Here is a 22,445-nt window from a genome sequence, read left to right as displayed (position 1 = left end):
CTGTTGTCATTGGAAGCAATGCCCAATGCCCAATGCCCAATCCCCAATCCCCAATTCCCAATTCCCAATTCCCCAAATTATGATTAATTTAAATTTCAAGTTGTTATCATTTTATGGTATTTCGATCGCCTTGGTTGCCGTGCTGTTTAAGGTAGTAACTGCTTACGGAGAAACAAATTTAAAGGCTCCTCCGGCAATTGCTGGAAGTTATCGCTTTGATGCTAAAAATTTGCCCGATTGCCTGAAATCTGATGCTTTGGTATTGACAATTGAGCAATCGGGTGTTTATTTGAGCGGTCATTTGCGATCGGGTAACAGCGAGGCCGATCGGGAAAAAATAGCCGAGGAGAAACCTTCTCTAGTTGGGAAATGGGAAAATCAAGGGTTGAGTTTGTCGGGTGCGGTTCCTAATTTAGAGGGTTGCAGCGACTCCACAGCGATCGGTCAAAACAGTTCTGTTAAACTGCGAGGGATTGTGGACGGAGAAAGCCTCAAGGGAAAAATTAGTCTGACGGATCGGGCGGCGGCTAGTGATTTTACGGCTCAAAGAGAAGTGGCGGCGAAACCCCAGAAGCAGGAACATTGATCGATCGCCATCGGGAATCGAGAATCGGGAATGGGTAATTGTCAAATTCTTTGTCTCTCTCCGACTCTCCGCTTCTGGCGTGGCGAAGCAAGGAATCAAAAAGCTCCGGCGGCGGGGGCGGGGGAGTGGACGATCGAACTCCCGCCACCGGAACTCGCCTGCGACGGTCGGTTGCTGGTAGATTGATAAATATACTTAAAAGTGAATGATAAAAATAAAGTATCTCTGAGAAGTCCTTGGTTCAGAATTTGTCATGCCAAAGACCCCGCATAACCGTATAGTTTGTTTGGAATGGATGTTGCCGTGATCTTAATGCCGTCAGAAACTTCGCTTACCGAGTCAAACCCGTTGATTTTAGACAGTTTGCCAGACTTGTCGCCGAACGATGGCGGGTGTCCCCGCCGGGCTAGATTGCAAATTGATTTGATGTTGCTGGCGATCGAGGCCTTGTATCTCGGAGGTGCTGAAGAAATGCTGGCAGTGTCGAAGGAGTTGGAATTGGAGTCAATTATCAAAAATCGGGTTGCCTTTTGGCTGATGCGCAATACTAACCCGCTGAGACGCTATACCCAGCGCCGCTCCCTGACTGTTGTGGAGGCAAAGGCGCTGGTGGCGATCGCCTGTAATATGGCGCGCAAGTTAACTGCGACAATTCGGCAGTTGCTGCTAGATTCGCAGCAGTTGCGATCGAGAAATATGCCCCTCAACCAGAACTTGGTGCTTTTCGAGTATTTAGAACGTTTTCGAGCTCACTTTCGATCGCGCATGAACCCCAAGCGATCGGTAGTTGTAGCTTATGATTCCGACGAAAAGCTGGACGAACTAGCTTTAAACTTGTTGAGCAAACTGCTATTTTGTACAGGAACAGCCGGAATGCAGCGCTTCTGGGTTAGCCTGTTTGATGGAGAAGTGGAGTAACAATGACTATTAGGCGTCAGTACAGTCTGCCAAATTGCACCCTAGTTCTAGAAGGGTTGAGCGATGGATCGGCAGCCAGCCAGTTAGAGACACGGCCAGTGCTTTCCATACTAATGAGTGCTGAATGCTATGTGACAGGGATTGGAGAGCCCCTGACAGGGGGACGAGAGTTTTTTGAAAGCTTAGTGAGGGCCGTCAGTAGCTACGCTCAAGAATTTATGAGCGGAGTCCATTATCCCGATCGCTACGGCCCGAATTTGAGCATGGTACAGTTCCACAGAATTGATGGGAATTCGCACCGTTTGACCGTTCTACCCGCCTCCACAGGCAGCACCACCCAAATAGATCAAAAAACAGAACTGTCGGCGGTCGTAGATTTGACGACGGTACAGCTATTTGACTTGGTAGAGGCGATCGACCAATTTTTTGCCGACACTCAGACGCTACCGGAATTGTCGCTGCAATTAACCCCAATTTCCAAGCGTTATATCAAGTCTGCCGAACCTTTGGCGCAGCGGAGTTTGCCCGCGGTGGTGGGGGTGTCGAGTTTGGCTTTAGCGGCAATGGCGTTTTTCTTGGTACCAGTCCCCGAAGTCCAGCGCCCCAGAGATCCGGTACCACAGCCCAATGCTGCCGGCCAGAATCTGGGAACGCCCAATCCGGGTGGTTCAGGTTCGCCGAATCCCAATCCCACACCTGCGGCTGACGGTTTGCTACCTGGGGATAAAACTCCGAAAGCTGAATCGAGTTCACCAACTCCGAGCACTTCGCCGCAGTCGGACACTTCACCCTTGGCCACACCGCAGTCGAGCATTTCACCCTTGTCCACACCGCAGTCGAGCATTTCACCGGAAAGCACGCCCAGTCCTGTTTCCGAAGGTTCGCCCAGCCCTGGGGCAGCAGCCGTGCCGATTACAGATGCGGCAGAAATTGAGGTGTTGAAGGGTAAACTTTCCCAACAAATTGACGGAGTTTTGAAGAATCAGCGTGCTGTTGATGCGGAGTTGGTTTATCGGGTGAGTGTGGGTAAAGACGGCGCGATTGTCGGTTATAAGTCGGAAAATTCGGCAGCAGTCGCGAGATCCGCGGATGCGCCGTTGTCGGAGTTGCTTTACAAACCGGTTGGCACCAGGCCACCTGCGGAACCGCTGGCTGATTTCCGAGTAGTTTTTGCACCGGGTGGCACTGTGGCAGTCACTCCTTGGTAATGGTTGACTGTTGACTGTTGATTGTTGACTGTTGACTGTTAACGGTTGACTGTTAACGGTTGACTGTTGACTGATACCAAATCCCGCTTAAATGCTCCCTCAATCTCTTAGTCTGCGGAGGCAGACTTGGTTTTTCTAGTAGCGATTTCAATCGCCGAATCATCTACAAACCGATTGCTGATTCAAATTCCTGTCGGTGCGATCGGCTCAATGTCTGGGTCAAATCCTCCGACTTGATTTGTGCGAATTATCCACAAAAATGCTCCCTGTTTTAAGAGAATTTTGGCAATTTCATCTTGAGTTCGCTTGGGTAGCATTGTTCGGTAACTAATCGCAGCTTTGATCAAGTTCACGATACCAGCAAAAAAAGTTTTTTTCAGTTCCGAATCAATCCCCGCCAATCTCGTATTTTTGCGCCAATCTGGACGGACAATACCAAGGGGAATTAATACTTTTTCTAAACTCTCTCCCAAAGCTACTAACTGATGAAATCTTTCGGTTTGTGCGTGGGTAGGATTTGTTTTTAGCCAGTCTTGAATTTGAGAATTTGACTCAACTTCGGCAGTAATTTTTTTAATTGTCGCGTAAATTGCCTGACTGGAATCTTGGACGCAAGAAGTTGCTGGCGTGACTAAAGTTGCACCGGTGCCGTCTCCGCTGCGGTAGCGCGCCATCATAATATCTAGTTGCTGGTTTAATTCGGTTAAAGGCGACAAAATGATGCCGTCAAAGTCGTAGTCGTAACACACACAGTCTAATTTACAAATAATATCGCACACCGGGCGATCGCCCAACCAGCCGCGCTGCAAGTCTCCCATGTAACTTTGCCATTTGCTCGAACCTGCCACAATTCCATCGGGGTTGTGGGCATAAACTTGTTTGTATTCTATGTCAAAACGTAGTTCGCTGGTAAAGCGATCGCGCACAACTTTTGCTACTCCAAAAGCAAAATGTCCGGTGACAATTCCCAGCGGTGCCGATTCGCCTTTTTTGCCACCGATACCGCCGAAACAGTGAATCACGATGCCGATGTCTCCTTCTTGCCAAGGGGAGATTGCAGTGTTTTCTGTAGCGTCATTTGGCGATAACAATACTCTTTTTGCTTGTCCTTTTTCAGCGGTGGTATTTTGCCAGTTTTCGCTGCTTAAATAAGCCAGAGATTTTTTCAGTCCGAAATGTGTTTCATCCGGTGTTAATTGGGCAATTTTGCGGGGCTCGATTGCTTGCACTACAAAAATACTGTCTTCGTCTCTTTCGCCGTAAATGTACCAGCCGTCTGGATTTAATGGCGATTGTTCGATCAGGTGATTGGTAGACCTCGCTATGCCATTTTTATCTGGCTGTACTTGCGGAATCCGAATGATTTCGGCCGCGCCGTCAAATTGTTGGGATGTTTTGCTGAAATGCCGGACAATAAATTTGTCGCTGTCGGGTTTTTGGCGCTGTAAAATTGAGACCAATGCACACAAACGTCCGATAATTTGTACTGGTTCGCGATCGATAATTAGTTCTTGCCGATCGCTGCTGCTGTCGTTGATGACAATCACTGGCCTGCGTAGCATCACAGTCACGCTGTCTTCGCGTCTGCTACCTGCTAGAGTTTCTAGAGGGCCGACATTTCGCCAACCGTTCAATCTATCTGGATGAATATTGCCTGATTTTTGACTTTTTTGAGTTTGCTTAGTGAAACTGATATCTTGACTGACGGCGTGGACAAAAAACTGTACTTGACGATTTGTACTCCACTTCAACAATGCTATTTTTCCAATAAAACTTTGATATTTTTTTGGTGCATTTATTACTTCAAAAAATACTGATCCATAGGTCTCGCGCTGTTCGCTTAATGGTAAAATTAAGCGCCCATGCCAAAGTGCGATCGGGTTGTATAGATAGGCAACTGCTGCTGAATCTTCGCAGACGATCTCTGGCTCAAGCGGTTCTGAAATCTCGCTTTCTCCTCCCCAAAAAGCCGCTGTATAACTTGCATCATTTTCAACAAACTGCGGCTCTAAAAAAACGTTTTTAGCTGCGGCAAAATTGGCAGTTGAGTATCGCGATCTTTTGGCTAATTTTGCTCTAAAAGAATGGCGATTTTCCTCCAAATTATCCTGCAACCAATTGATAAAAATCCGAATACAAATAAAAACTGTTAGACCGAAAACAACAGCCAAAACAGTCAGCAGCAGAGTCAAAATAAATTGCTCGAAAAATTGACCTGCAAGTAAAAGAATTGTGGGTCTGATCGAAGAAGATGCCGCCATAATATCTAAAAACGAGTTTTAGGTTCGATCCAGTCTGTGCTGGCTTGAGTGCCGAAAACTAGGGGTTTGTCTTCGCTGACAGATACTGTTTGGCCGGTCGTATCGACGGCGCAAAGAGGCCAAGATCGATCGCCCAAATTGCCGGCACGGAACAGAACTTGTCCGGGACAAACTTGACTCCAACCCAACAATACAGCATGAGTGTAAAGACTGCGAGCCGGAGCAACGGTATAAGTGTAATTATCATTTTTATCCCAAATGACCGCGTAGTCGGACATATCGGAAGAGTTGAACAGCGCTTCAAATTCGCGGGCGAGAACGCGGGAACCGTCTTGATTCCAAGAAACAGGCACTAAAATGGCGATCGTCCCGGACATATCTGTGTCATCGCTAGCATACATTCCGCTTTCCGCCAGCGGCGAAGCAGCCGCCACCGTTTGCAGTTCCCCGGTTTTGAGATTTTCCACAAACATGACGCTACTAACCCGACACTCGGCTAATTCCGGCTGTACTTGCAACTCAATTCGACTGTAAGCCGCGTATTGGCCGTTAGTTGAAACTAAGGAAGGACTGCGATAGTAACGGAGGCCCGTGCCGCTAGTTGAACTAACCTTAGCGTGAGTGTCACTAATCCATTCCCAAGGAACGGGATAGGCGCTATTTAAAGGGTCGGTCATCGGTTTTTTGTCCAGAAGGTCTACAGTATTATCTAACAGATTTAGGCTTACACGCGGGGGACTAGAAATCCGGTTTCTCAGCAGATGCTGCGCGGCTAAACCCCAGATTTCTAGAAACCGGATTTCTTTTTTAGATTAGACATCTTGCAAAAGTCCTTTTAATTAAATTTTAGGACGGGCTAGAAGCCCATCCCACAAGAAAGAAAGATTTTTGTGGGATGGGCCGGAGATCCCGTCCCAGCTACTTTTGCAATCTTGTCTATTTGAGATTGGAGAAAAAATCTCAAATCTCAAATCTCAAATCAGATAGGATAGTATCGAAATTAATCTGGTATGTGCACCGAGAGGGAGGTAACATGACGCGAACTTCTAAACAAATACCTTCAATCCCCCCGACTCGCGCCTCCAAGTCGCGGGGAAAAGGCTTGCTTGTACTGTCGCTGATATTTCGATTGCTGCTGCTGGGAGTAGGCAGCGGTTTTGCGTGGGTTTTGGGGATGGCGATCGCCCAAATTTACCCCTCACGCGCCACGGAAATGCCGATCGCCGAGAGATTGCTGCGCCTAACTCAAAATTTGACCCCCAGCCCGAAACGCGCACCAGCAAGGCCAATTCCGGCGCTTCCAACACCAACCGTTACACCCACTCCCCAGTCAAAAGTTAGCCCAGCCCAAAGAGAGAAATTGCAAGGAGATTTGAGACAGTTGCAGGGCGAGCTCAACGCGCTAATTGGGCGCACAGCGGCTTTAGAGAGTCAGTTGGGTAGCAGTCGCCCGACGGAAACTTTGGAAAAGCGGTTGCAGTTGATGTCGCGGGAATTGGCTGCAACCGCAACTGCAACCGCTTCTCCTCTGGCTTTACCCACATTAAGCCCTGGAAATGCCAACGCGCAGCCGCAGAATGCGAAAAATCCGTTTGGAGGGGATGGGCTGATGGTAACTCTCCCCAGCGATGTTTTGTTTGATACGGGCAGCATTTCTCTGCGGGCTGGAACCAGTGCGATTTTGGACAATTTGGTGGCGGAGTTGCGCAGTTCTGAGGGGGCGACGGTGCGGGTTGCGGGCCACACTGACGACGTGGGGGAAGAGGCGGAAAATCGCAATGTCTCGTTGGCGCGGGCTCAGGCTGTGGTGCAGTATTTGTCTGGTGTCCTCGGTCAGAGTTATCATTGGGTGGCGATCGGCTACGGGGAAAGTCGCCCTTCGGTAGATAATAGTTCTGATATCAATCGGCAGCGCAACCGCCGCATTGAAGTGGCAATTAGTCATTAGTCATTGGGCATTGGGCATTGGGCATTGGGCATTGGGCATTGGGCATTGGGTATTGGGCATTAGTCATTAGTCATTAGTCATTAGTCATTAGTCATTGGTCATTAGTTAGCGGGCTTCTAGATACTAGACTTATTTCCTAAGTCTTTGATTGATAGATCGACCGCAGATATGAGCGGATAAACACAGATCAACGCAGATGATTTCAATATAGTTTGTGAATTCTGACAATTCAAGTCTACTGTGTTGAATGTTCAAGGTGTTATAGACGGTAAGTCAGAATTATTTTTAGCTTGATTTATTGTCTCTCGATGTTCACTCCTCAGCTTCGGTTTTAAATACAAGTTCTCAACTAAAGCCGCCACTCCCGCAAACCAAGGCGGCACAATTATTGCGCCGATAATTCCCAATACTTGCACGCCTCCCAAAACAGACAGCAATTGATATAAAGGATGCACGCCAACCGAGGAACCAACCAGCAACGGATCTAGTACGTAAGTTTCTAAGTTTTGGATAAATACAAATAAGAGCAATACCCACAAAAGTATCCAGCCGCCTTTAGCTAACGCTACGATTAATGCTGGTACTGCGCCCAAAACTGGGCCGATGAAGGGAATCAGATTTGTCACACCTGCGATCGCACCCAAGCCTAAAGCAAATTCCGGCATTCCCAAAACGCTCAAACCTGTGGTAATAAATATCCCTAAAATCCCCGAAACTAACACCCGTCCCCGAATATAACTCCCCATTCTTTGACCGATGGGAGTTGCTTGGGCGGCTAATCTTTCATCCCAAGGTTTCGGGAAAAACTGCACCAAACTTTTAATTAATGTGTCGCTATCGGCTACCATGTAACCGGAAATAAATAATGCTAAAACTAAACTGAAGAAGCCGCCGAGAATGCCTCTTGTTAAACTGTACGATCGCAAAACCAGTTGTTGGCTAGATCTAATCAGCCAATTCGTCAGCGATTGAGTGTCTACAAACTGACCAACCAAGGTTGGGGCATCGTCGGTTAGGCCACTCAATAGATTAGTTGCTAAGGTTTTCAGGCTTTCAGCGTAAACTGGTAACAGTCGCACGAGTAACTGGATTTGTTCGATGATTGTCGGGCCGATTAACACTACAGTCCCGCTGAATCCGCCGATCAGAGTTAGATAAACCAGAATCACCGCCAGCCAGCGGGGGAGGCGCATGGTTTCGGCCCAATTGACGATCGGGACGATCGAAGCGGCGAGCACGACTGATATCATCAGAATTACTAGCAGGCTGCGTAATTGCCACAGCAGCACTAGCAGCAAGGACGATGCTACAATGAGCAGCAAGTTTGGTATAGAAATGGTAATCCGCTGTTCTGACATGATTGAGTAATTATATTGTTGCCGAATCTGTTACCCTTGATGTTATAATAAACTATACGATATAAATTATAAATAAGACAATGAAAGTGCTTTCAAGCAGTGGGAATGTTTTTGCGGACTTAGGGTTCCCGAATCCTGATGAACTATTGATTAAGGCAGAACTAGCTCATCAAATCAGTGAGTTAATCTCGGAACGCAAAGTAACCCAGATTGAAGCAGCAAAGATTTTAGGAATCACTCAACCCCAGATATCAGCATTGATGCGCGGTAAATTATCAGACTTCTCTATAGAAAGCCTATTTCGTTTTATCAACGCACTCGGCAGCAATGTAGAGATTCGTATTGCCCACTCCCAACCAAATGTCCAAGGTCAAACTCGCATTGTCCTAGCATAGTACATAAAAAATTAAAAAACTTATATGCAACCGCAATATTCAACCTCACAATTATCCCCCAGTTTGTCTATAAAATCACCAACGCTGTTTTATGAATGGCAAAATTATCGCTGTGCTTACGATGTTTACAACCCAAATACTGCAAGCGAAAATAGTATCCCTTTGTTATTAATCCATCCCGTAGGAGTTGGATTGTCAAGAGTATTTTGGCAGAGATTTTGCGAAGATTGGTACAAATCGGGCAACACAAATCCGATTTACAACCCCGATCTTTTGGGATGCGGTGATTGCGAAATGCCTGCTGTGGCTTGCTATCCTGACGATTGGGCGGCACAGTTGCAGTTTTTCTTGGAGACTGTAGTAAAAAAACCTGCGATCGTCCTCGTGCAAGGTGCTTTACTGTGTGTAGCCTTGGAATTAGCAAAAATCCAGCAGGAAAGCAACTCTAATTTAATACACGGATTAGTCCTCGCCGGGCCTCCAGCTTGGGCGGTGATGAACAAACATTCGACAGACAGACAGCAAAGAATCGTCTGGAATTTGTTAGATTCTCCCTTGGGAAACGCTTTTTATCGCTACGCCAGACGCGCTGAATTTTTGCGATCTTTTTCTGTTAAACAACTGTTTGGCGATGCGGCAAAAGTTGACAGCGAATGGTTGGAGGCTTTGCAGGCTGGGGCGGCAAATCCTGACAGCCGCCACGCAGTTTACTCGTTTTTAGCCGGGTTTTGGCGCAAGGATTACAGCGGTACAATTCAAAAATTTGAACATCCCGTACTCGTTGTCATGGGGGAAAAAGCCTCAAGCATCAGTCAATCGGGTAAAGAGGAAAAACCAGAGGAAAGATTAGCGCAATATTTGGCTAACTTTTCCAAGGCAGAGGGTTTATTAATGCCGGGGCGCAATGTTTTGCCCTATGAATCCACCACAGAATTTGTCGCGGCTGTTGCCGAGTTTGTGGATAAGTTAAATAAAAATTAAATCTATCTGTGGAGTTTTTATCTAATAATAACTGACACAGTTAATCGTCCAAAGAATGACGTAATGTTGCAATAACATCCTCGGCTGACTCGTGTCGAAATTTGCCTGTACGGAAATCCGCTAAGGTTTGTTGAGCATCCGCAGCTATTTCGGCGCGGATTCTCTGGCGGTGACGGTTTTGCAGGGTTTTTATCAACATTTCCTGCTGTTCATAGGACAGTTGCAAAGCAGTTTCTAGCACTTGGTTGAGGGTATTCATAAAGCTAGGCTATTACCTCTGATGCTTGAACAAATGGCGAAGTTTACTAAATTGTATCGCTTATTCCAAAATTAGGCTAAACTTAAAGAAAAGTGTACTCAACTCGGTCTTGTCATGAGCTATCGCAACATCATTACGATCGAACCAGGTAAACGCGGTGGAAAGCCTTGCATCAGGCGAATGCGAATTACCGTTTATGATGTGTTGGGTTGGCTGGCTGCGGGAATGTCTCATGCAGAAATTATCGACGATTTTCCAGAGTTGACGGAGGAAGACATTAGAGCGTGTTTAGAATTCGCTGCTGACCGAGAACGCTGTCTGATTGCCGTGGTAGGTGGCGTTTGAAACTGCTGTTTGACCAAAACTTAAGCCGGAAACTGGTAACTCGACTTGCAGATATTTTTCCTAACTCTAGTCATGTTCAGTTCCACAATCTAACCGAAATAGATGATAGCGAGATTTGGGAGTTTGCAAAGGCTCAAGGCTTTTGTATTGTAACGCAGGATGCGGACTTTGCTGAACGAAGCCGTCTTTACGGATCACCTCCAAAAGTGATTTGGCTGCGATGCGGTAATGCACCGACAAGTAAGGTGGAAACAATCTTTCGGTCGGGAGTTGAAACAATTCAAGAATTTATTGGCAACACCGCATTAGATTGTCTTGAACTTTACTAATGGGAGTTTTTAACCGCAGATATCAGCAGATGAACACAGATGAACGCGGATGGAATTTCATCCGCGTTCATCCGCGTTCATCTGCGGTTGCAAACTCTAAATTTTAACCGCGATGCCAAATTGTTGTACCATCTTTTTGATCTATCAAAGTAATGCCCCGATCCTTGAGTTCATCACGAATGCGATCGCCCTCAGCAAAATCCCTAGCTATCCGCGCATCCTTCCGCCGCTGAATCATCACTTCAATCTCAGCATCACTCAAACCATCAACAGCATCATTGCTGTCAGCTTCCGGCTGAACTTCCAACCCCAAAACCCCCGCCAAACTCACCAAAGTCAGCCAATGAAGCTGCAACAATTCCGGCGAAGTGTCAGTTTTGCCTTGATGCACCAAAATATTGCTTTCCTTACCCAATTCCTTAGCCAATTCAAACAAAACAGCCAAAGCAGCCGGAGTATTGAAATCATTATCCATCGCTGCTTGGAATTCCTGCACAGCTTTGGTATCTTGTCCGGTTTTCTCAACATCCCAATTCAGTTTATCGGCATATCGGAACCCAAAAAGCAAGCCTTCGTTGATCGTATTCCAGCCATTTCTAGCAGAGGCGATCGCCTCTTCAGTAAAATCAATCTGACTGCGATACTGCGCCATAAACACAAACAGCCTCACCGCCATCGGTTCCACCGCTTTTGACTTATCACTCTTACTCCCCCCCTTAGCAAGGGGGGGCTGGGGGGGGTCAGATTCAATTTCTCCCGACCAATTCCCCTCCAACAAATCGCGAATAGTAATAAAATTGTGCAAAGACTTCGACATCTTTCTGCCGTTGACAGTCACAAAAGCATTGTGCATCCAATAATTAGCCAGAGACTTGCCAGTCGCGGCTTCAGATTGAGCAATTTCGTTTTCGTGGTGCGGAAAAATCAAATCGGAACCGCCGCAGTGAATATCAATAGTTTCGCCCAAGCAATCGCGCACCATCGCTGAACATTCAATGTGCCATCCGGGGCGACCTTTTCCCCAAGATGATTCCCAAAAAGGTTCACCGGGTTTAGCGCTTTTCCACAGGGCAAAATCAGAGGAATCTTGCTTTTTTTGAGCTTCTATTTCGGCATTTTCTAATCTACCACTAGCCCCTGCTGCCATTTCTTCTAACTTGCGGCCGGAAAATTTTCCGTAATCGGAAAACTTTTTAACGCTGTAGTAAACGTCGCCGCTGGAAGCATAAGCAAAGCCTTTGTTTTCTAATTCGTGAATCAGCCGTTTGATGCCGTCCATTGAGTGTGTGGCGCGGGGATATTCATCAGCCCTGAGAATATTTAGCTTATCCATGTCGGCCAAATATGCCTTGATGAAGCGTTCGGCTACGGCTTCCATTGTGGAATTTGTTTCGCGGGCGCGGTTGAGAATTTTGTCGTCAATATCTGTAAAATTCTGAACGTAGCGCACATCGTATCCGCGCCACATCAAATATCGGCGCACCATATCCCAAACAATGTAGGCGCGGGCGTGGCCGACGTGGCAGTAATCGTACACCGTAACGCCGCAACAGTATATCCGCACCTTTGAGGGTTCGAGGGGCTCGAAAGGTGATTCGCGGCGGGTCAAGCTGTTGTAAAGCGTTAGGGGCATGGGATTTTGGATTTGGGATTAATGTACTGCTCTAATTTATTATATTGCGGTTGGTGAATCTTTCGGTGTCGCTACCAAACATCTGTTAAATCTAAGACAAATCCCGGTAACACATCTTCCCCGGATAAAGTCCTGGGACGATCTAATATTTCCACATCCTGATTTTGTCTGTATATCTCGACTTTCTGGTTTTTGCGATCGATTAACCAACCCAAACGAGCTCCATTTGCGATGTATTCTCGCATTTTTTCTCGCAATGGTTCCATGTTGTCGGACTTAGATCGCAATTCTACAACAAAGTCTGGACAAAGGGGAGCAAAGCCTTCTTGTTCTTTGGGTGTGAGAGTTTGCCACCGTTCTAATTTAACCCAGGAAGCGTCTGGGGAGCGATCGGCACCATTGGGCAGTTTAAAACCGCTAGAAGAGTCAAATACTACTCCTAGCTTGGTTTGGCGATTCCACAGCCAGAGTTGTCCTGACATATCTTGGTTTCGATAGCCTGTATCGCTTCCTGTGGGTGCCATAATGATTAATTCTCCTGTAGCAGTTCTCTCTAGCCTTAAGTCACGGTTGACGGCCGCAATTTGCTGGAACTGTTCGTGAGTTACTTTGAAGGTCTGGGGAATGGTAATGGTAGTTTTGAGCATACTGTGCGGCCTCGCGATCGGCTATTACCTATTCTATTATATCACAGTCTTTTTTTACTATCAAAATTTGATTAACAAACTCCGCAAATACCATATAACATTGAATTAGATGCTAATTTAATGTTATTATGATAAACCTTTCAAGAGACATACATTCTCTCACCGATTTCAAACGTAATACGACTGAGTTTGTTCAGCGCCTCAAGCAAACAAAACATCCTTTAGTTCTAACTGTCAATGGGAAAGCAGAGTTAGTTGTTCAAGATGCTGAATCCTATCAGAAACTTTTAGATGCGGTTGAGTTATTGGAGACTTTAAAGGGAATTAAACTGGGTTTGGAACAAATGGATCGAGGCCAAGGGCAAAAAGTAGAAGATTTTTTTAATCAACTGTTTGATCAGCTAGACAATCCGCAATGAATCAGAAATATCAAGCTATGCCATTTCTCTGAAGTCTTGCTACAACATAATTTTTGGGTTTGTTTATACTCGGCGGCTATGGCACTGGTGCGTCGCTACTCGAAAAGTCGATTTTTATGCAAGGGATTGTGAATGGCGACGCACCCTACAGCTACTCCCAGACTCATCAACAAACCCTTGAAACGGAACTATCCCAAAGGAAATCGCCCCCTGGGAGCATTTTGTCATGAAACCTTGACATTTTGTTCGTGATAGAGCCCCATAAGCATTCTATTGTCATCAAATTTTGACATATTGATCCCCAGATGCCCCAAAATGCGTATAAGTACCCATGATTGAGGCAAAAGACCCCTTGACCCGATCGCAAGTTGTCTGCAACATTGAGTCATGACAAAGCGATCCCAAAGAAATGCTTTGATTGAGCAACTCTGGGAGTCAAATAGCGCGTGTGCTGCCGGCACAGCGTTGCTAGCAGCACCGATCGCACTCGCAAAATCGATCTTGTCAATCAAGAATCGACAGATAAAGCTTTATTTAGATCCGACGGTGCGCGCAGAAGCCCAAAAAGTCACAAACCCCGATCGCAATTGGGGACAAGACAAGCTAAAAACCAGCAAGGCTTCAAAGGTTGGAGAGATCCAGAAGCTCGATAATATTTGCATTTAAAAGAGTTTCTAGCTCGAAAAGTCAACACATTTGTGTTGAAACGAAAAATCTAACCCGCCATCCCAAATTAGAGGAGAACAAACTCATGGCAAAAGAACGCCCACCATTAGAAGAGATGACTTTGCGACAACTCCGCAGAGTTGCTAGCGAATGTGGAGTGTCTCGCTACAGCCGGATGCGGAAATCGCAACTTCTGGCATCAATTCAAGAAATTCAGCGCAACAAATTTTCATACAGTCCATCTCGCAAACTAGAGGCACAAGAAGCAGTGGAAGCAGCAAAGTTTGAACTCGGTCAAGAAGATAGAACAGGCGGTTCCTTGTCGTCTGTAGATGAAGGTTTAGCAGATTTGCCCAACGGCTACGGCGAAAGTCGAGTTGTTTTGATGCCCCGCGATCCAGAATGGGCCTACACTTATTGGGACATCTCGAACGATCGCAAACAAGAATTGCGCCGCCAAGGCGGACAGCAACTCGCCCTGCGGATCTACGACGTGACAGATGTTAACCTCGACATCCAAAGCCCCCACAGCATTCAAGAATATCCCTGCGACGAACTGGCGCGGGAATGGTACGTGCCAATCCCAGTCAGCGATCGGGATTATGCGATCGACATCGGCTACCGCTGTGCAGACGGCCGCTGGTTGGTATTAGCGCGATCGGCCGAAGTCCGAGTCCCGCCCATCTATCCCAGCGACTGGATTGAAGACAAATTCATCACCCTCGAATGGGAAGAAGACTTAGCGGGCAAAACCTTCGCCGAACTGGTTCCCCCTGCCAAGAAAATCGCACAAACCAACGGCGCGAGTGTTGGTTACAGCACCGGCAACGCCATCTACGAACAAATCTTCGGCATGGCAGAATCGGCAGAATCCATGCGTGTAGATGGTTCCATCTTCGGTTCCATGCAGCACGTCGCGGGTTCCATGCAGCACGTCGCCGGTTCCATCCAGCAAGTCGGCATTCACGAACAAGCTTTGAGTTCCTACGTATTCCCCTCCGGCGTTGGAATGTGGGCTGGGGCGGGGATGTCCGGCCTCACCATGTCCGGTGTCGGAATGTCCGGTGTCGGAATGTCCGGCCTCACCGCGTCGGGTGTCGGTATGTCCGGTGTCGGAATGTCCGGCCTCACCATGTCCGGTGTCGGGATGTCCGGCCTCACCATGTCGGGTTTCGGTATGTCCGGTGTCGGTATGTCGGGAGTTGGCTTTGCCGCCCCGATGCGCCCCCGCCAGTTCTGGTTAGTTGCTGACGCTGAACTGATAGTTTACGGCGCTACCGAACCAGACGCCACCGTCTATGTAGGCGGACAGCCGATTAAACTCAATGCTGACGGTACTTTCCGCTTCCAGATGTCTTTCCAAGACGGCTTAATCGACTATCCGATTTTTGCAGTAGCAGCAGACGGCGAACAAAACCGCGCTGTCCACATGAAATTCGAGCGCGAAACCCCAGAACGCCACACCAATACCAAGGAAGATGCTGTTGTGGAGTGGTTGGGCTAACAGTAATGGTCGATCGCGATCCGGGTAGCTGTGCAGGTTTGTGCCAATTTTTTAACCATCACAAGGCATAGCCTGAGCAGATCATGATTTGTTAAGGTTAATCCCAGACAACAACCCATAACACCCCCTATGCACCGTTCTCCTGTTTTGAGGAGCGGTGTTTTTTGTATCCGAAGGAAGAGGGAAGAAGGAAGAAGGAAGAAGGAAGAAGAATTATTGATTTGTAGGGTGCGTGAGGGCGAGAAATCTTTAAATCCAGACCCCAATACTATCACTCACGCACCGCCCCAACGATTGAATCATGCCCATGCCAAATGCCAGCGGAAACGATATTTGATAATGCTCTCAATATCTGTCTGTAGATAGATGTTGATTCAACTCGCGAGCTATCTCGTTAAATCAAAATTTGCACTCTTCACTCAACGATTATTAAGTAAGCTAAAGTTTACTTAAATTTTTATTGCACAAACTCGCTAAATCTCGTGAAACAAAAGAAAGCAAGTTATGAAATCAATAAGGCGCTCGCACAGCCACTTCTCAAAAGCCAATGCCAAAAATAAATTCTCCGCCCCAGCGAAGGCAAAAACACCCCCGTCTTTTAGCTTTATTCGCCGTCACATTAGCCGCCGTCTTGTTTGTATTCATTCTGCCCGCACTGACTAAACAGCCCGTCGTGCTCACCATGTTAATGCAAGGCCAAGACATTGTTAACTGGAAACCATTTGTCAAAGAATTTGAACAGAAAAACCCCGATATTCGCATCAATCTCGTAGAAGGGCCATTTGACACAAACCTGGTAGAAAATCTTTATACATCTGCCTTTCTTTTAGGCGACTCGCCCTACGACATTATCAACATGGATATTGTTTGGGTTCCCAAATTTGCCGCCGCAGGTTGGGTAATGGATTTAACAGACAGAATTTCCCCCGCACAACTTTCAAAGTTCATCCCAGGTAACGTCGAAGGCGGGCGGTATCGAGGCAAACTTTACCGAATTCCCCACGCTTCCGATGCCGGAATGCTTTATTACCGCAAAGACATTTTAAAACAAGCGGGAATTCCAGCGCCGAAAACCTTTGAAGAAATGGTAAAAATCTCTCAAAATTTGCAGAAACAGGGAAAAATAACTTGGGGTTATTTGTGGCAAGGCAAACAATACGAGGGAGTATCTGCGATGTTTGTCGAAGTGCTCTCCGGTTTCGGTGGCTTTTGGGCTAACCCTCAAACTTTTGAAGTTGGGTTAGATCAACCGGAGGCAATTAAAGCAGTGGAATTTCTCAAAAATACGATCGCCTCCGGCATTTCTCCACCCGGTGTTACTACCTACGGCGAAGAAGAAACTAGGCTGTTGTTTCAAAATGGGAAAGCGCTGTTTTTGCGAAATTGGCCCTATGTTTGGAAGCTAGCAAATGCTGAGGGATCTAAGGTGAGAGGCAAAATTGCGATCGAGCCAATGCTCAGCAGTATCGGTAAAACAGGCGGTTCCTGCTTGGGCGGCTGGGGCTGGGGAATCGCCAAAACTTCAAAACATCCAGAACAAGCGTGGAAAGCAATTAAATACCTTACTAGCGAAGAAACCCAGCGTAAATTTATTTTAGAAACAGGTTTAGTTCCCAGTTACAAATCTCTATTTACAGACAAAGAAATAGTCGCAAAATATCCCCACTACCCGCAACTGCTAAAAGTAGTGGAACAGCCAGTTTTGCGCCCGCCCATCGCACAATACGCTCAAGCTTCTGATATTTTGCAGCGCTATTTGAGTTCTGCTTTTACCGGGAGAATGAGTGCAGAACAAGCAATGAAAGCAGCAGCTAGCGAAACTCGCAATTTATTAGGCAGTTTGAAACCAGCCAAAGCTTCGTAAGTTTGACATCTTGCCTCTGTCAGAAACAGGGAAGATGCCTGTTCCACAAAGAGTGAATTTTTTTATTGTGGGGTGGGCATCTTGCCCGCCCGAACAGGCAAGATGCCTGTTCCACAAAAAGTTAATTCAATTGTGGGGCGTTGCTCCTAGCCCGCCCAAAAATAAATTAAAGGTGAGAAATATGCAATTAGACAAGATGCGACAGCGCGAACAACAAACCGGATGGATATTAGTAGCACCAGCATTGATAATTCTGCTGCTAGTATTTGCTTACCCAATATTGCGTGCTTTTTGGCTGAGTTTATTTACCCAAAATCTCGGTACTGAATTAAAACTGGTTTTTTCTGGTTTTGCTAACTACAGTCGAATTGTAGGTGACGGGCGTTTCTGGCAAACTTTAGGGAATACCGCAGTATTTACTAGCGCTTCCGTTGTGCTGGAATTAATTCTCGGCATGGGTATTGCTTTAGTTTTGAATCAATCTTTCACAGGGCGTGGCATTGTCCGCACAATTTCCCTGCTGCCTTGGGCGCTACCAACTGCACTGATGGGAGTAGCTTGGGCGTGGATTTTTAACGACCAATACGGCGTAATTAATGATATTTTGCTACGCTTGGGATTGATTAAAAATAGTATTAGCTGGCTGGGAGATCCGACTTTGGCAATGATGGCAGTGATTACAGCGGATGTGTGGAAAACTACGCCCTTTGTCAGCTTGCTTTTGCTAGCAGGATTGCAATCGATTCCCGGTGATTTGTACGAAGCCCACGCGATTGACGGCGCGAGTAGCTGGCAGAGTTTCCGTCAAGTTACATTGCCGCTGTTGATGCCCCAAATTGTGATTGCTTTGCTGTTTCGATTTGCCCAAGCTTTCGGCATTTTTGACTTGATTCAGGTGATGACGGGAGGGGGGCCGGCGGGGGCGACGGAGACGGTTTCTATCTACATTTACAGCACGGTAATGAGGTATTTAGACTTTGGGTACGGGGCGGCTTTGGTGGTGTGTACTTTTTTGCTGTTAGTGGCCGCAGTTGCGATCGCCGCTTATCTATTATCCAGAGCCCGCGCCAGTCAATTGTAGATTTGTCGCCCGCACACCCCAAAAAAATCAATCTAAATGCCGAATAGCCGATCGCTTTCCTTTCATTGGTACAAAAAATTATGTCGATCGCCCGCGAACACCCCAGAAAAAAAACATTTAACATCCGGCAATTAATCTTGCCCATCTCAGCGATATTAATTGTCGCATATTTCCTCGCACCCATCATCTGGCAGGTACTGACATCTTTCAAAGTAAATGCAGATATTTCAGCAATTCCCAACGTCTACATACCCAAACGAATTACTTTCGAGCATTACATCTCCTTGTTCCAGCGCCGCCCGTTTGCACTTTACATTTTAAATAGCGCTTTTGTTTCCATTACTTCCACATTTCTGTGTTTAGCTGTAGGCGCGCCCGCAGCTTACGCTTTAGCTCGGTTGCGGCTGTGGGGCGAGAGAATCATTTTGGCAATTGTGACGATTGTGACGCTATTTCCGGCAGTGCTGCTATTTTTGGGTTTGTTGGAAATAGTCAAAGCTTTGAGTTTAGGAAATAATTATTTAGCCTTGATTATTCCTTACACAGCTATCAATTTGCCCTTGACAATTTTGGTAATGCGGAGTTTCTTTCAACAATTACCAAAAGATTTAGAAGATGCGGCTAAAGTTGACGGATACAACACTTTTCAAATGCTGTGGCAAATCGTGCTACCGATGACATTTCCCGCCTTAGTCACAACCGGGATTTTGACATTTATTTCAGCTTGGAACGAGTTTATATTTGCCCTGACATTTATAACTCACGAATCCATGAAAACAATTCCCGTTGCTACGGCTCAACTCAGCGGTGTGTCAGTCTTTGAGATTCCCTATGGCCCGATCGCAGCAGCCACAGTTTTAGGAACCTTACCCTTGGTTTTGCTAGTTTTGGTGTTCCAGCGGCGCATAGTTCAAGGTTTAACAGCCGGGGCAGTCAAAGGATGATTTGTAACTCTAAATAATCCTAGCATCCTAAACACTTCCTCTTCCCTTCTTTCCTTCTTCCTTCTTCCTTCTTCCTTCTTCCTTCTTCCTCTTCCCTTCTTTCCTTCTTCCTTCTTCCTTCTTCCTTCTTCCTTCTTCCTTCTTATAAAAATCATGGCAAAACTGCAACTAAAAAACCTCAATAAAACCTACAGCCCCAAAGTTGTACCAGTAAAAGACATTAGCTTAGAAGTCAGCGAGGGCGAATTTCTGACATTGCTGGGGCCCTCTGGGTGCGGCAAATCTACCACACTGCGGTTGATTGCAGGATTGGAACAGCCGACTCGCGGCGAGATTAGAATTGGCGATCGCGATGTGACATATCTCAGACCGGGCGATCGGGATATTGCAATGGTTTTTCAAAGTTACGCGCTATATCCGCACATGACAGTATACGAGAATATGGCATCGAGCCTCAAACTTCGCAAAATCTCCTCCGGCGAAATCAATCGGTTAGTGACAGAAGTTGCAGCATCCCTCGGATTGACCGAATTAGCCGATCGCAAACCCGGTAAATTATCAGGCGGACAGCGGCAGAGAGTAGCCCTAGGACGCGCCTTAGTCCGCCAACCTGAAGTATTTTTGCTCGACGAACCTTTGAGCAATCTAGACGCATTATTGCGAGAAAAAGTTAGGGCCGAACTCAAACAATTATTTTCATCCCAAAAAGCCCCTGTAGTCTACGTTACTCACGACCAAACCGAAGCAATGACACTTTCAACAAAAGTCGCAGTTCTTAATAATGGCAGCGTGCAACAACTAGATCCGCCACACTTAATTTATAACCGTCCTGCCAATCAGTTTGTAGCGGGTTTTGTGGGCAGCCCGCAAATGAATTTGCTAGTGCTTAAATGCCAGGGCAATTTTGCAATGTTGGGCGATTCTGGGGTTCCTTTGCCAAATCTGCCCACTGTCCCACCAGAAATCGTCTTGGGAATTCGCCCCGAACACCTCAGCTTTGCAGATGCAGAGACTGGCAAGATGCCCAATCCAGAAGCAATTAAAGGTGAGGTTTATTTAGTGGAAAACTTGGGAATGCAAAATTTAGTTAGTGTCCGAGTTAAGGGTTTGGAGCCAGTAACTGTGCGGGTTTTGCTGCCAAATGACCGCCAGTGGAGTTCAGAAATTGTCGAATTGGTGTTTCCGCCTCACTTGCTGCACTGGTTTGATGTCAAAACTGGCGATCGCTTGCAATAATAATTTGCCATATATAACATGATTGATTGAAAATAGTCTAACCCTGTGCTGAAAAATAGATTTTCTGCTTCTAATTAAGTTATGACTTTAGTAAGAGGTAGAAGTGTTTTGCTGCTGTTAACGTGATACTTGTGTTTGAAAAAACTAATTGACTGACACATTGGTTGAGTGTTTACCAGATTCATCGCTTACCTATGACTCTATTGATGTGGCTAATGGCAAGTGGCAGTTAAGTTTGGCTTGCCCTAGCGCTAGCTGATTCTAGAGCGAGTCAATTAGATGAAAAAATGTTGAAAATTATCACCAATTAACTTAGGGAGTATTACCGAGATGAATTTGATTTCTACAGCTATCGCTCGCATCAGTTCCCTGCTTAAGGGCTTTCAAATCAAGAGTTTTTTGAGTGTTGTTCTAGTCGGTTTTATGCTGCTGACGGCAAATGTTGATTCTGGAAGTAACAAAGCTTATGGGACGCAACTGGGTTCAAACGCGGAGCTAAACAATCCCGAAAGACCCCAAACAACTCGGGAATGGAGGAAAGAAGCTCGCGAAACCTCTGACTCTCCGGGCGAAAGATTTCAGAAGATTGGGCAAGAGGCGGGAGCAGCCGTGAAAGAATTCGGGGAGATGTACCAAGACACTGCTGATAGAAGTATCCGCGAATTGAAGGATAATACCCCAGACGCCAGCAAGTAGACGATCGCAAATAAACTACGACTGACGCTCAAAAACCCAGTTTCTCATGAGAAACTGGGTTTTTGAGTTGGCATAATTTTATGTTAAATTATATCGCGAACGATAGCATCCGTATTGTGCGATCGTTGGGACGGTGCGTGAGCGTCAATACTCTCAGAGTAGAGATTTGAAGATTTATCGCACTCACCCACCCTACTACTTATTTGTGAAAATAATGACATGAAGAACAAACATCTTAACAGTCTTTGCTTGGCCAGCCTGCTGTTGATCGTGCCTGTTTGTCCGGGGACAATTGCCCGCGCTCAAATTCCCGAAACTTCCGATACTAACGCCAGCCCAAAAACCTTCCTCAAAGATGAACTGTATTTTGGCTTAAATAAACCCGGAGGCGAGACAATTGCTGAATCAGAGTGGCAGGATTTTGTCAAGGAAGTTATTACCCCTAGTTTTCGGGAAGGACTAACGGTATTAGACGGCTCCGGGCAGTTTCTTAACAGTTCGGGAATTCTGATTCGAGAAAAGTCTAAAATAGTTATTTTGATTCATGAAAACAGCCAGAAAAATAATCGAGCTATTCAGGAAATTATCGAAAATTATAAGCGCAGATTTCAGCAGGAGTCAGTGCTGCGGACGACCAGCGAAGTTAAGGTTTCTTTCTGATTCGCTCATCCAATCAGCGTATTTATGATATTATTCGTAGTAATCAAGGTCATACCTTCAAAGATAAGTAGGGTGCAATGAAAATCATAATTTGTGGGTATCGATCGCACACTGCAAAAAATCGCCAGAAAAACCAGCCCGGGAGAAAACAAAAATATGACCAACGATGGCAACCCCAAAGCCCAAACGCCGGATAACGAGGATTTGAAAAAAAAATTGGACGGTATAGGGAAAGCTTTGATTGTGAGCGTGGCTTGGTCTTACGCAGAGGCTTTGGAGCGAACGAAACGCGCTGAAAAAGAACAGAAATCTACGCCCGAATCTCAACCAGAATCTCAACCAGAATCTTAGACATCCGCCGCTGCGAAAACAGCGCGATTGCTTTGCTCTAAAGACAAGCAATTGCTAACGCATCGGCGAACCATCACAATCATCGCGAACGAGCAGATTGGAGGCGACTTTTTCGGCAAATCCCCCAAATTGCAGCGGTTTGTATGCAATGTTACC

The 22,445-nt window shown here is 46.3% G+C and carries 27 protein-coding genes; 20 read left to right on the top strand and 7 right to left on the bottom strand.

All coding sequences use genetic code 11. The features are described from left to right. The first annotated feature begins 25 nt into the window (after positions 1-25). From QUB66_RS05200 to QUB66_RS05185, 4 genes are all read left to right on the top strand, one after another. Positions 26-586 (top strand): hypothetical protein, encoded by a 561-nt coding sequence (locus QUB66_RS05200; protein ID WP_332966614.1) that lies wholly within the window; start codon positions 26-28, stop codon positions 584-586. Positions 587-616: 30 nt separating this feature from the next. Further along, entirely contained in the window at positions 617-772 is a 156-nt protein-coding gene (locus QUB66_RS05195) for a hypothetical protein (protein WP_265233337.1), read from the top strand. Positions 773-877: 105 nt separating this feature from the next. Further along, positions 878-1,504, top strand: a complete 627-nt coding sequence (locus QUB66_RS05190) for a DUF3038 domain-containing protein (RefSeq protein WP_332966616.1) — start codon at positions 878-880, stop codon at positions 1,502-1,504. Between the two features lie 2 nt (positions 1,505-1,506). Next, positions 1,507-2,712, top strand: coding sequence for a DUF4335 domain-containing protein (locus QUB66_RS05185; protein WP_265233335.1), 1,206 nt, complete (start codon positions 1,507-1,509; stop codon positions 2,710-2,712). A gap of 182 nt (positions 2,713-2,894) precedes the next feature. On the opposite strand, the gene QUB66_RS05180 is transcribed toward QUB66_RS05185, so the two are convergent. Together QUB66_RS05180 and QUB66_RS05175 are read right to left on the bottom strand one after the other, a co-directional pair. Continuing rightward, the gene (locus tag QUB66_RS05180) at positions 2,895-4,973 is read right to left on the bottom strand and encodes an abortive infection protein (RefSeq protein ID WP_332966617.1); all 2,079 of its coding nucleotides are present in this window, start codon (positions 4,971-4,973) and stop codon (positions 2,895-2,897) included. 5 nt (positions 4,974-4,978) lie between these two features. Next, positions 4,979-5,650, bottom strand: coding sequence for a hypothetical protein (locus QUB66_RS05175; RefSeq protein ID WP_332966618.1), 672 nt, complete (start codon positions 5,648-5,650; stop codon positions 4,979-4,981). A gap of 356 nt (positions 5,651-6,006) precedes the next feature. Between QUB66_RS05175 and QUB66_RS05170 the strand changes: the two genes are divergently transcribed. Then, positions 6,007-6,921: an OmpA family protein gene (locus tag QUB66_RS05170; RefSeq protein WP_332966619.1), complete on the top strand. Its 915-nt coding sequence runs from the start codon at positions 6,007-6,009 to the stop codon at positions 6,919-6,921. Positions 6,922-7,172: 251 nt separating this feature from the next. Here the strand turns inward: QUB66_RS05170 and QUB66_RS05165 are convergent, their stop codons facing one another. Further along, positions 7,173-8,279 (bottom strand): AI-2E family transporter, encoded by a 1,107-nt coding sequence (locus QUB66_RS05165; RefSeq protein WP_332966620.1) that lies wholly within the window; start codon positions 8,277-8,279, stop codon positions 7,173-7,175. Positions 8,280-8,359: 80 nt separating this feature from the next. Here QUB66_RS05165 and QUB66_RS05160 point away from each other — a divergent pair, with 80 nt between their 5' ends. Together QUB66_RS05160 and QUB66_RS05155 are read left to right on the top strand one after the other, a co-directional pair. Further along, entirely contained in the window at positions 8,360-8,674 is a 315-nt protein-coding gene (locus QUB66_RS05160; RefSeq protein WP_332966622.1) for a helix-turn-helix domain-containing protein, read from the top strand. Positions 8,675-8,698: 24 nt separating this feature from the next. Beyond that, positions 8,699-9,655, top strand: a complete 957-nt coding sequence (locus QUB66_RS05155; protein ID WP_332966624.1) for an alpha/beta fold hydrolase — start codon at positions 8,699-8,701, stop codon at positions 9,653-9,655. Between the two features lie 40 nt (positions 9,656-9,695). Here QUB66_RS05155 and QUB66_RS05150 read toward each other — a convergent pair whose 3' ends face one another. Beyond that, positions 9,696-9,914, bottom strand: coding sequence for a hypothetical protein (locus QUB66_RS05150; RefSeq protein ID WP_332966625.1), 219 nt, complete (start codon positions 9,912-9,914; stop codon positions 9,696-9,698). 114 nt (positions 9,915-10,028) lie between these two features. Here QUB66_RS05150 and QUB66_RS05145 point away from each other — a divergent pair, with 114 nt between their 5' ends. Then, positions 10,029-10,259 carry a DUF433 domain-containing protein gene (locus tag QUB66_RS05145; protein WP_332966627.1) on the top strand — a complete coding sequence of 77 codons (231 nt, stop codon included), beginning with the start codon at positions 10,029-10,031 and terminating at the stop codon, positions 10,257-10,259. Next, positions 10,256-10,588, top strand: coding sequence for a DUF5615 family PIN-like protein (locus tag QUB66_RS05140; RefSeq protein WP_332966628.1), 333 nt, complete (start codon positions 10,256-10,258; stop codon positions 10,586-10,588). Before QUB66_RS05145 ends, QUB66_RS05140 begins: the two co-directional genes overlap by 4 nt. A 103-nt stretch (positions 10,589-10,691) precedes the next feature. Here the strand turns inward: QUB66_RS05140 and cysS are convergent, their stop codons facing one another. Then, complete coding sequence (gene cysS / locus QUB66_RS05135) at positions 10,692-12,221, bottom strand: cysteine--tRNA ligase (protein ID WP_332966630.1); 1,530 nt, start codon at positions 12,219-12,221, stop codon at positions 10,692-10,694. A gap of 71 nt (positions 12,222-12,292) precedes the next feature. After that, positions 12,293-12,868, bottom strand: coding sequence for a Uma2 family endonuclease (locus QUB66_RS05130; RefSeq protein ID WP_332966632.1), 576 nt, complete (start codon positions 12,866-12,868; stop codon positions 12,293-12,295). A gap of 128 nt (positions 12,869-12,996) precedes the next feature. Between QUB66_RS05130 and QUB66_RS05125 the strand changes: the two genes are divergently transcribed. The 7 genes from QUB66_RS05125 (at position 12,997) to QUB66_RS05095 (ending at position 19,346) form a co-directional block, all read left to right on the top strand. After that, positions 12,997-13,287, top strand: coding sequence for a type II toxin-antitoxin system Phd/YefM family antitoxin (locus tag QUB66_RS05125; protein ID WP_265233325.1), 291 nt, complete (start codon positions 12,997-12,999; stop codon positions 13,285-13,287). 387 nt (positions 13,288-13,674) lie between these two features. Next, positions 13,675-13,953, top strand: a complete 279-nt coding sequence (locus QUB66_RS05120; RefSeq protein WP_265233324.1) for a hypothetical protein — start codon at positions 13,675-13,677, stop codon at positions 13,951-13,953. A gap of 85 nt (positions 13,954-14,038) precedes the next feature. Next, entirely contained in the window at positions 14,039-15,457 is a 1,419-nt protein-coding gene (locus QUB66_RS05115) for a DUF4912 domain-containing protein (RefSeq protein ID WP_265233323.1), read from the top strand. Between the two features lie 129 nt (positions 15,458-15,586). Beyond that, positions 15,587-15,823: a hypothetical protein gene (locus QUB66_RS05110; RefSeq protein ID WP_332966635.1), complete on the top strand. Its 237-nt coding sequence runs from the start codon at positions 15,587-15,589 to the stop codon at positions 15,821-15,823. Between the two features lie 181 nt (positions 15,824-16,004). Further along, positions 16,005-17,321, top strand: coding sequence for an ABC transporter substrate-binding protein (locus QUB66_RS05105; RefSeq protein ID WP_265233321.1), 1,317 nt, complete (start codon positions 16,005-16,007; stop codon positions 17,319-17,321). Between the two features lie 181 nt (positions 17,322-17,502). After that, positions 17,503-18,402 (top strand): carbohydrate ABC transporter permease, encoded by a 900-nt coding sequence (locus QUB66_RS05100; RefSeq protein ID WP_265233423.1) that lies wholly within the window; start codon positions 17,503-17,505, stop codon positions 18,400-18,402. A gap of 80 nt (positions 18,403-18,482) precedes the next feature. Continuing rightward, positions 18,483-19,346, top strand: coding sequence for a carbohydrate ABC transporter permease (locus tag QUB66_RS05095; RefSeq protein WP_332966702.1), 864 nt, complete (start codon positions 18,483-18,485; stop codon positions 19,344-19,346). On the opposite strand, the gene QUB66_RS05090 is transcribed toward QUB66_RS05095, so the two are convergent. Beyond that, the gene (locus QUB66_RS05090; RefSeq protein WP_332966636.1) at positions 19,313-19,501 is read right to left on the bottom strand and encodes a hypothetical protein; all 189 of its coding nucleotides are present in this window, start codon (positions 19,499-19,501) and stop codon (positions 19,313-19,315) included. The genes QUB66_RS05095 and QUB66_RS05090 overlap by 34 nt on opposite strands. Between QUB66_RS05090 and QUB66_RS05085 the strand changes: the two genes are divergently transcribed. From QUB66_RS05085 to QUB66_RS05070, 4 genes are all read left to right on the top strand, one after another. Continuing rightward, positions 19,500-20,582 carry an ABC transporter ATP-binding protein gene (locus QUB66_RS05085; protein WP_265233319.1) on the top strand — a complete coding sequence of 361 codons (1,083 nt, stop codon included), beginning with the start codon at positions 19,500-19,502 and terminating at the stop codon, positions 20,580-20,582. The genes QUB66_RS05090 and QUB66_RS05085 overlap by 2 nt on opposite strands. A gap of 330 nt (positions 20,583-20,912) precedes the next feature. Then, positions 20,913-21,278: a hypothetical protein gene (locus QUB66_RS05080; RefSeq protein ID WP_265233318.1), complete on the top strand. Its 366-nt coding sequence runs from the start codon at positions 20,913-20,915 to the stop codon at positions 21,276-21,278. A 219-nt stretch (positions 21,279-21,497) separates the two neighbouring features. After that, positions 21,498-21,938, top strand: a complete 441-nt coding sequence (locus QUB66_RS05075; RefSeq protein WP_265233317.1) for a DUF3574 domain-containing protein — start codon at positions 21,498-21,500, stop codon at positions 21,936-21,938. A 93-nt stretch (positions 21,939-22,031) separates the two neighbouring features. After that, positions 22,032-22,289 carry a hypothetical protein gene (locus QUB66_RS05070; protein WP_265233316.1) on the top strand — a complete coding sequence of 86 codons (258 nt, stop codon included), beginning with the start codon at positions 22,032-22,034 and terminating at the stop codon, positions 22,287-22,289. Positions 22,290-22,445: the final 156 nt, after the last annotated feature.

The sequence above is a fragment of the Microcoleus sp. A2-C3 genome, assembly GCF_036706065.1.
Taxonomy (GTDB): Bacteria; Cyanobacteriota; Cyanobacteriia; order Cyanobacteriales; family Microcoleaceae; genus Microcoleus.
This window is presented reverse-complemented; position numbering and strand designations above follow the sequence as displayed.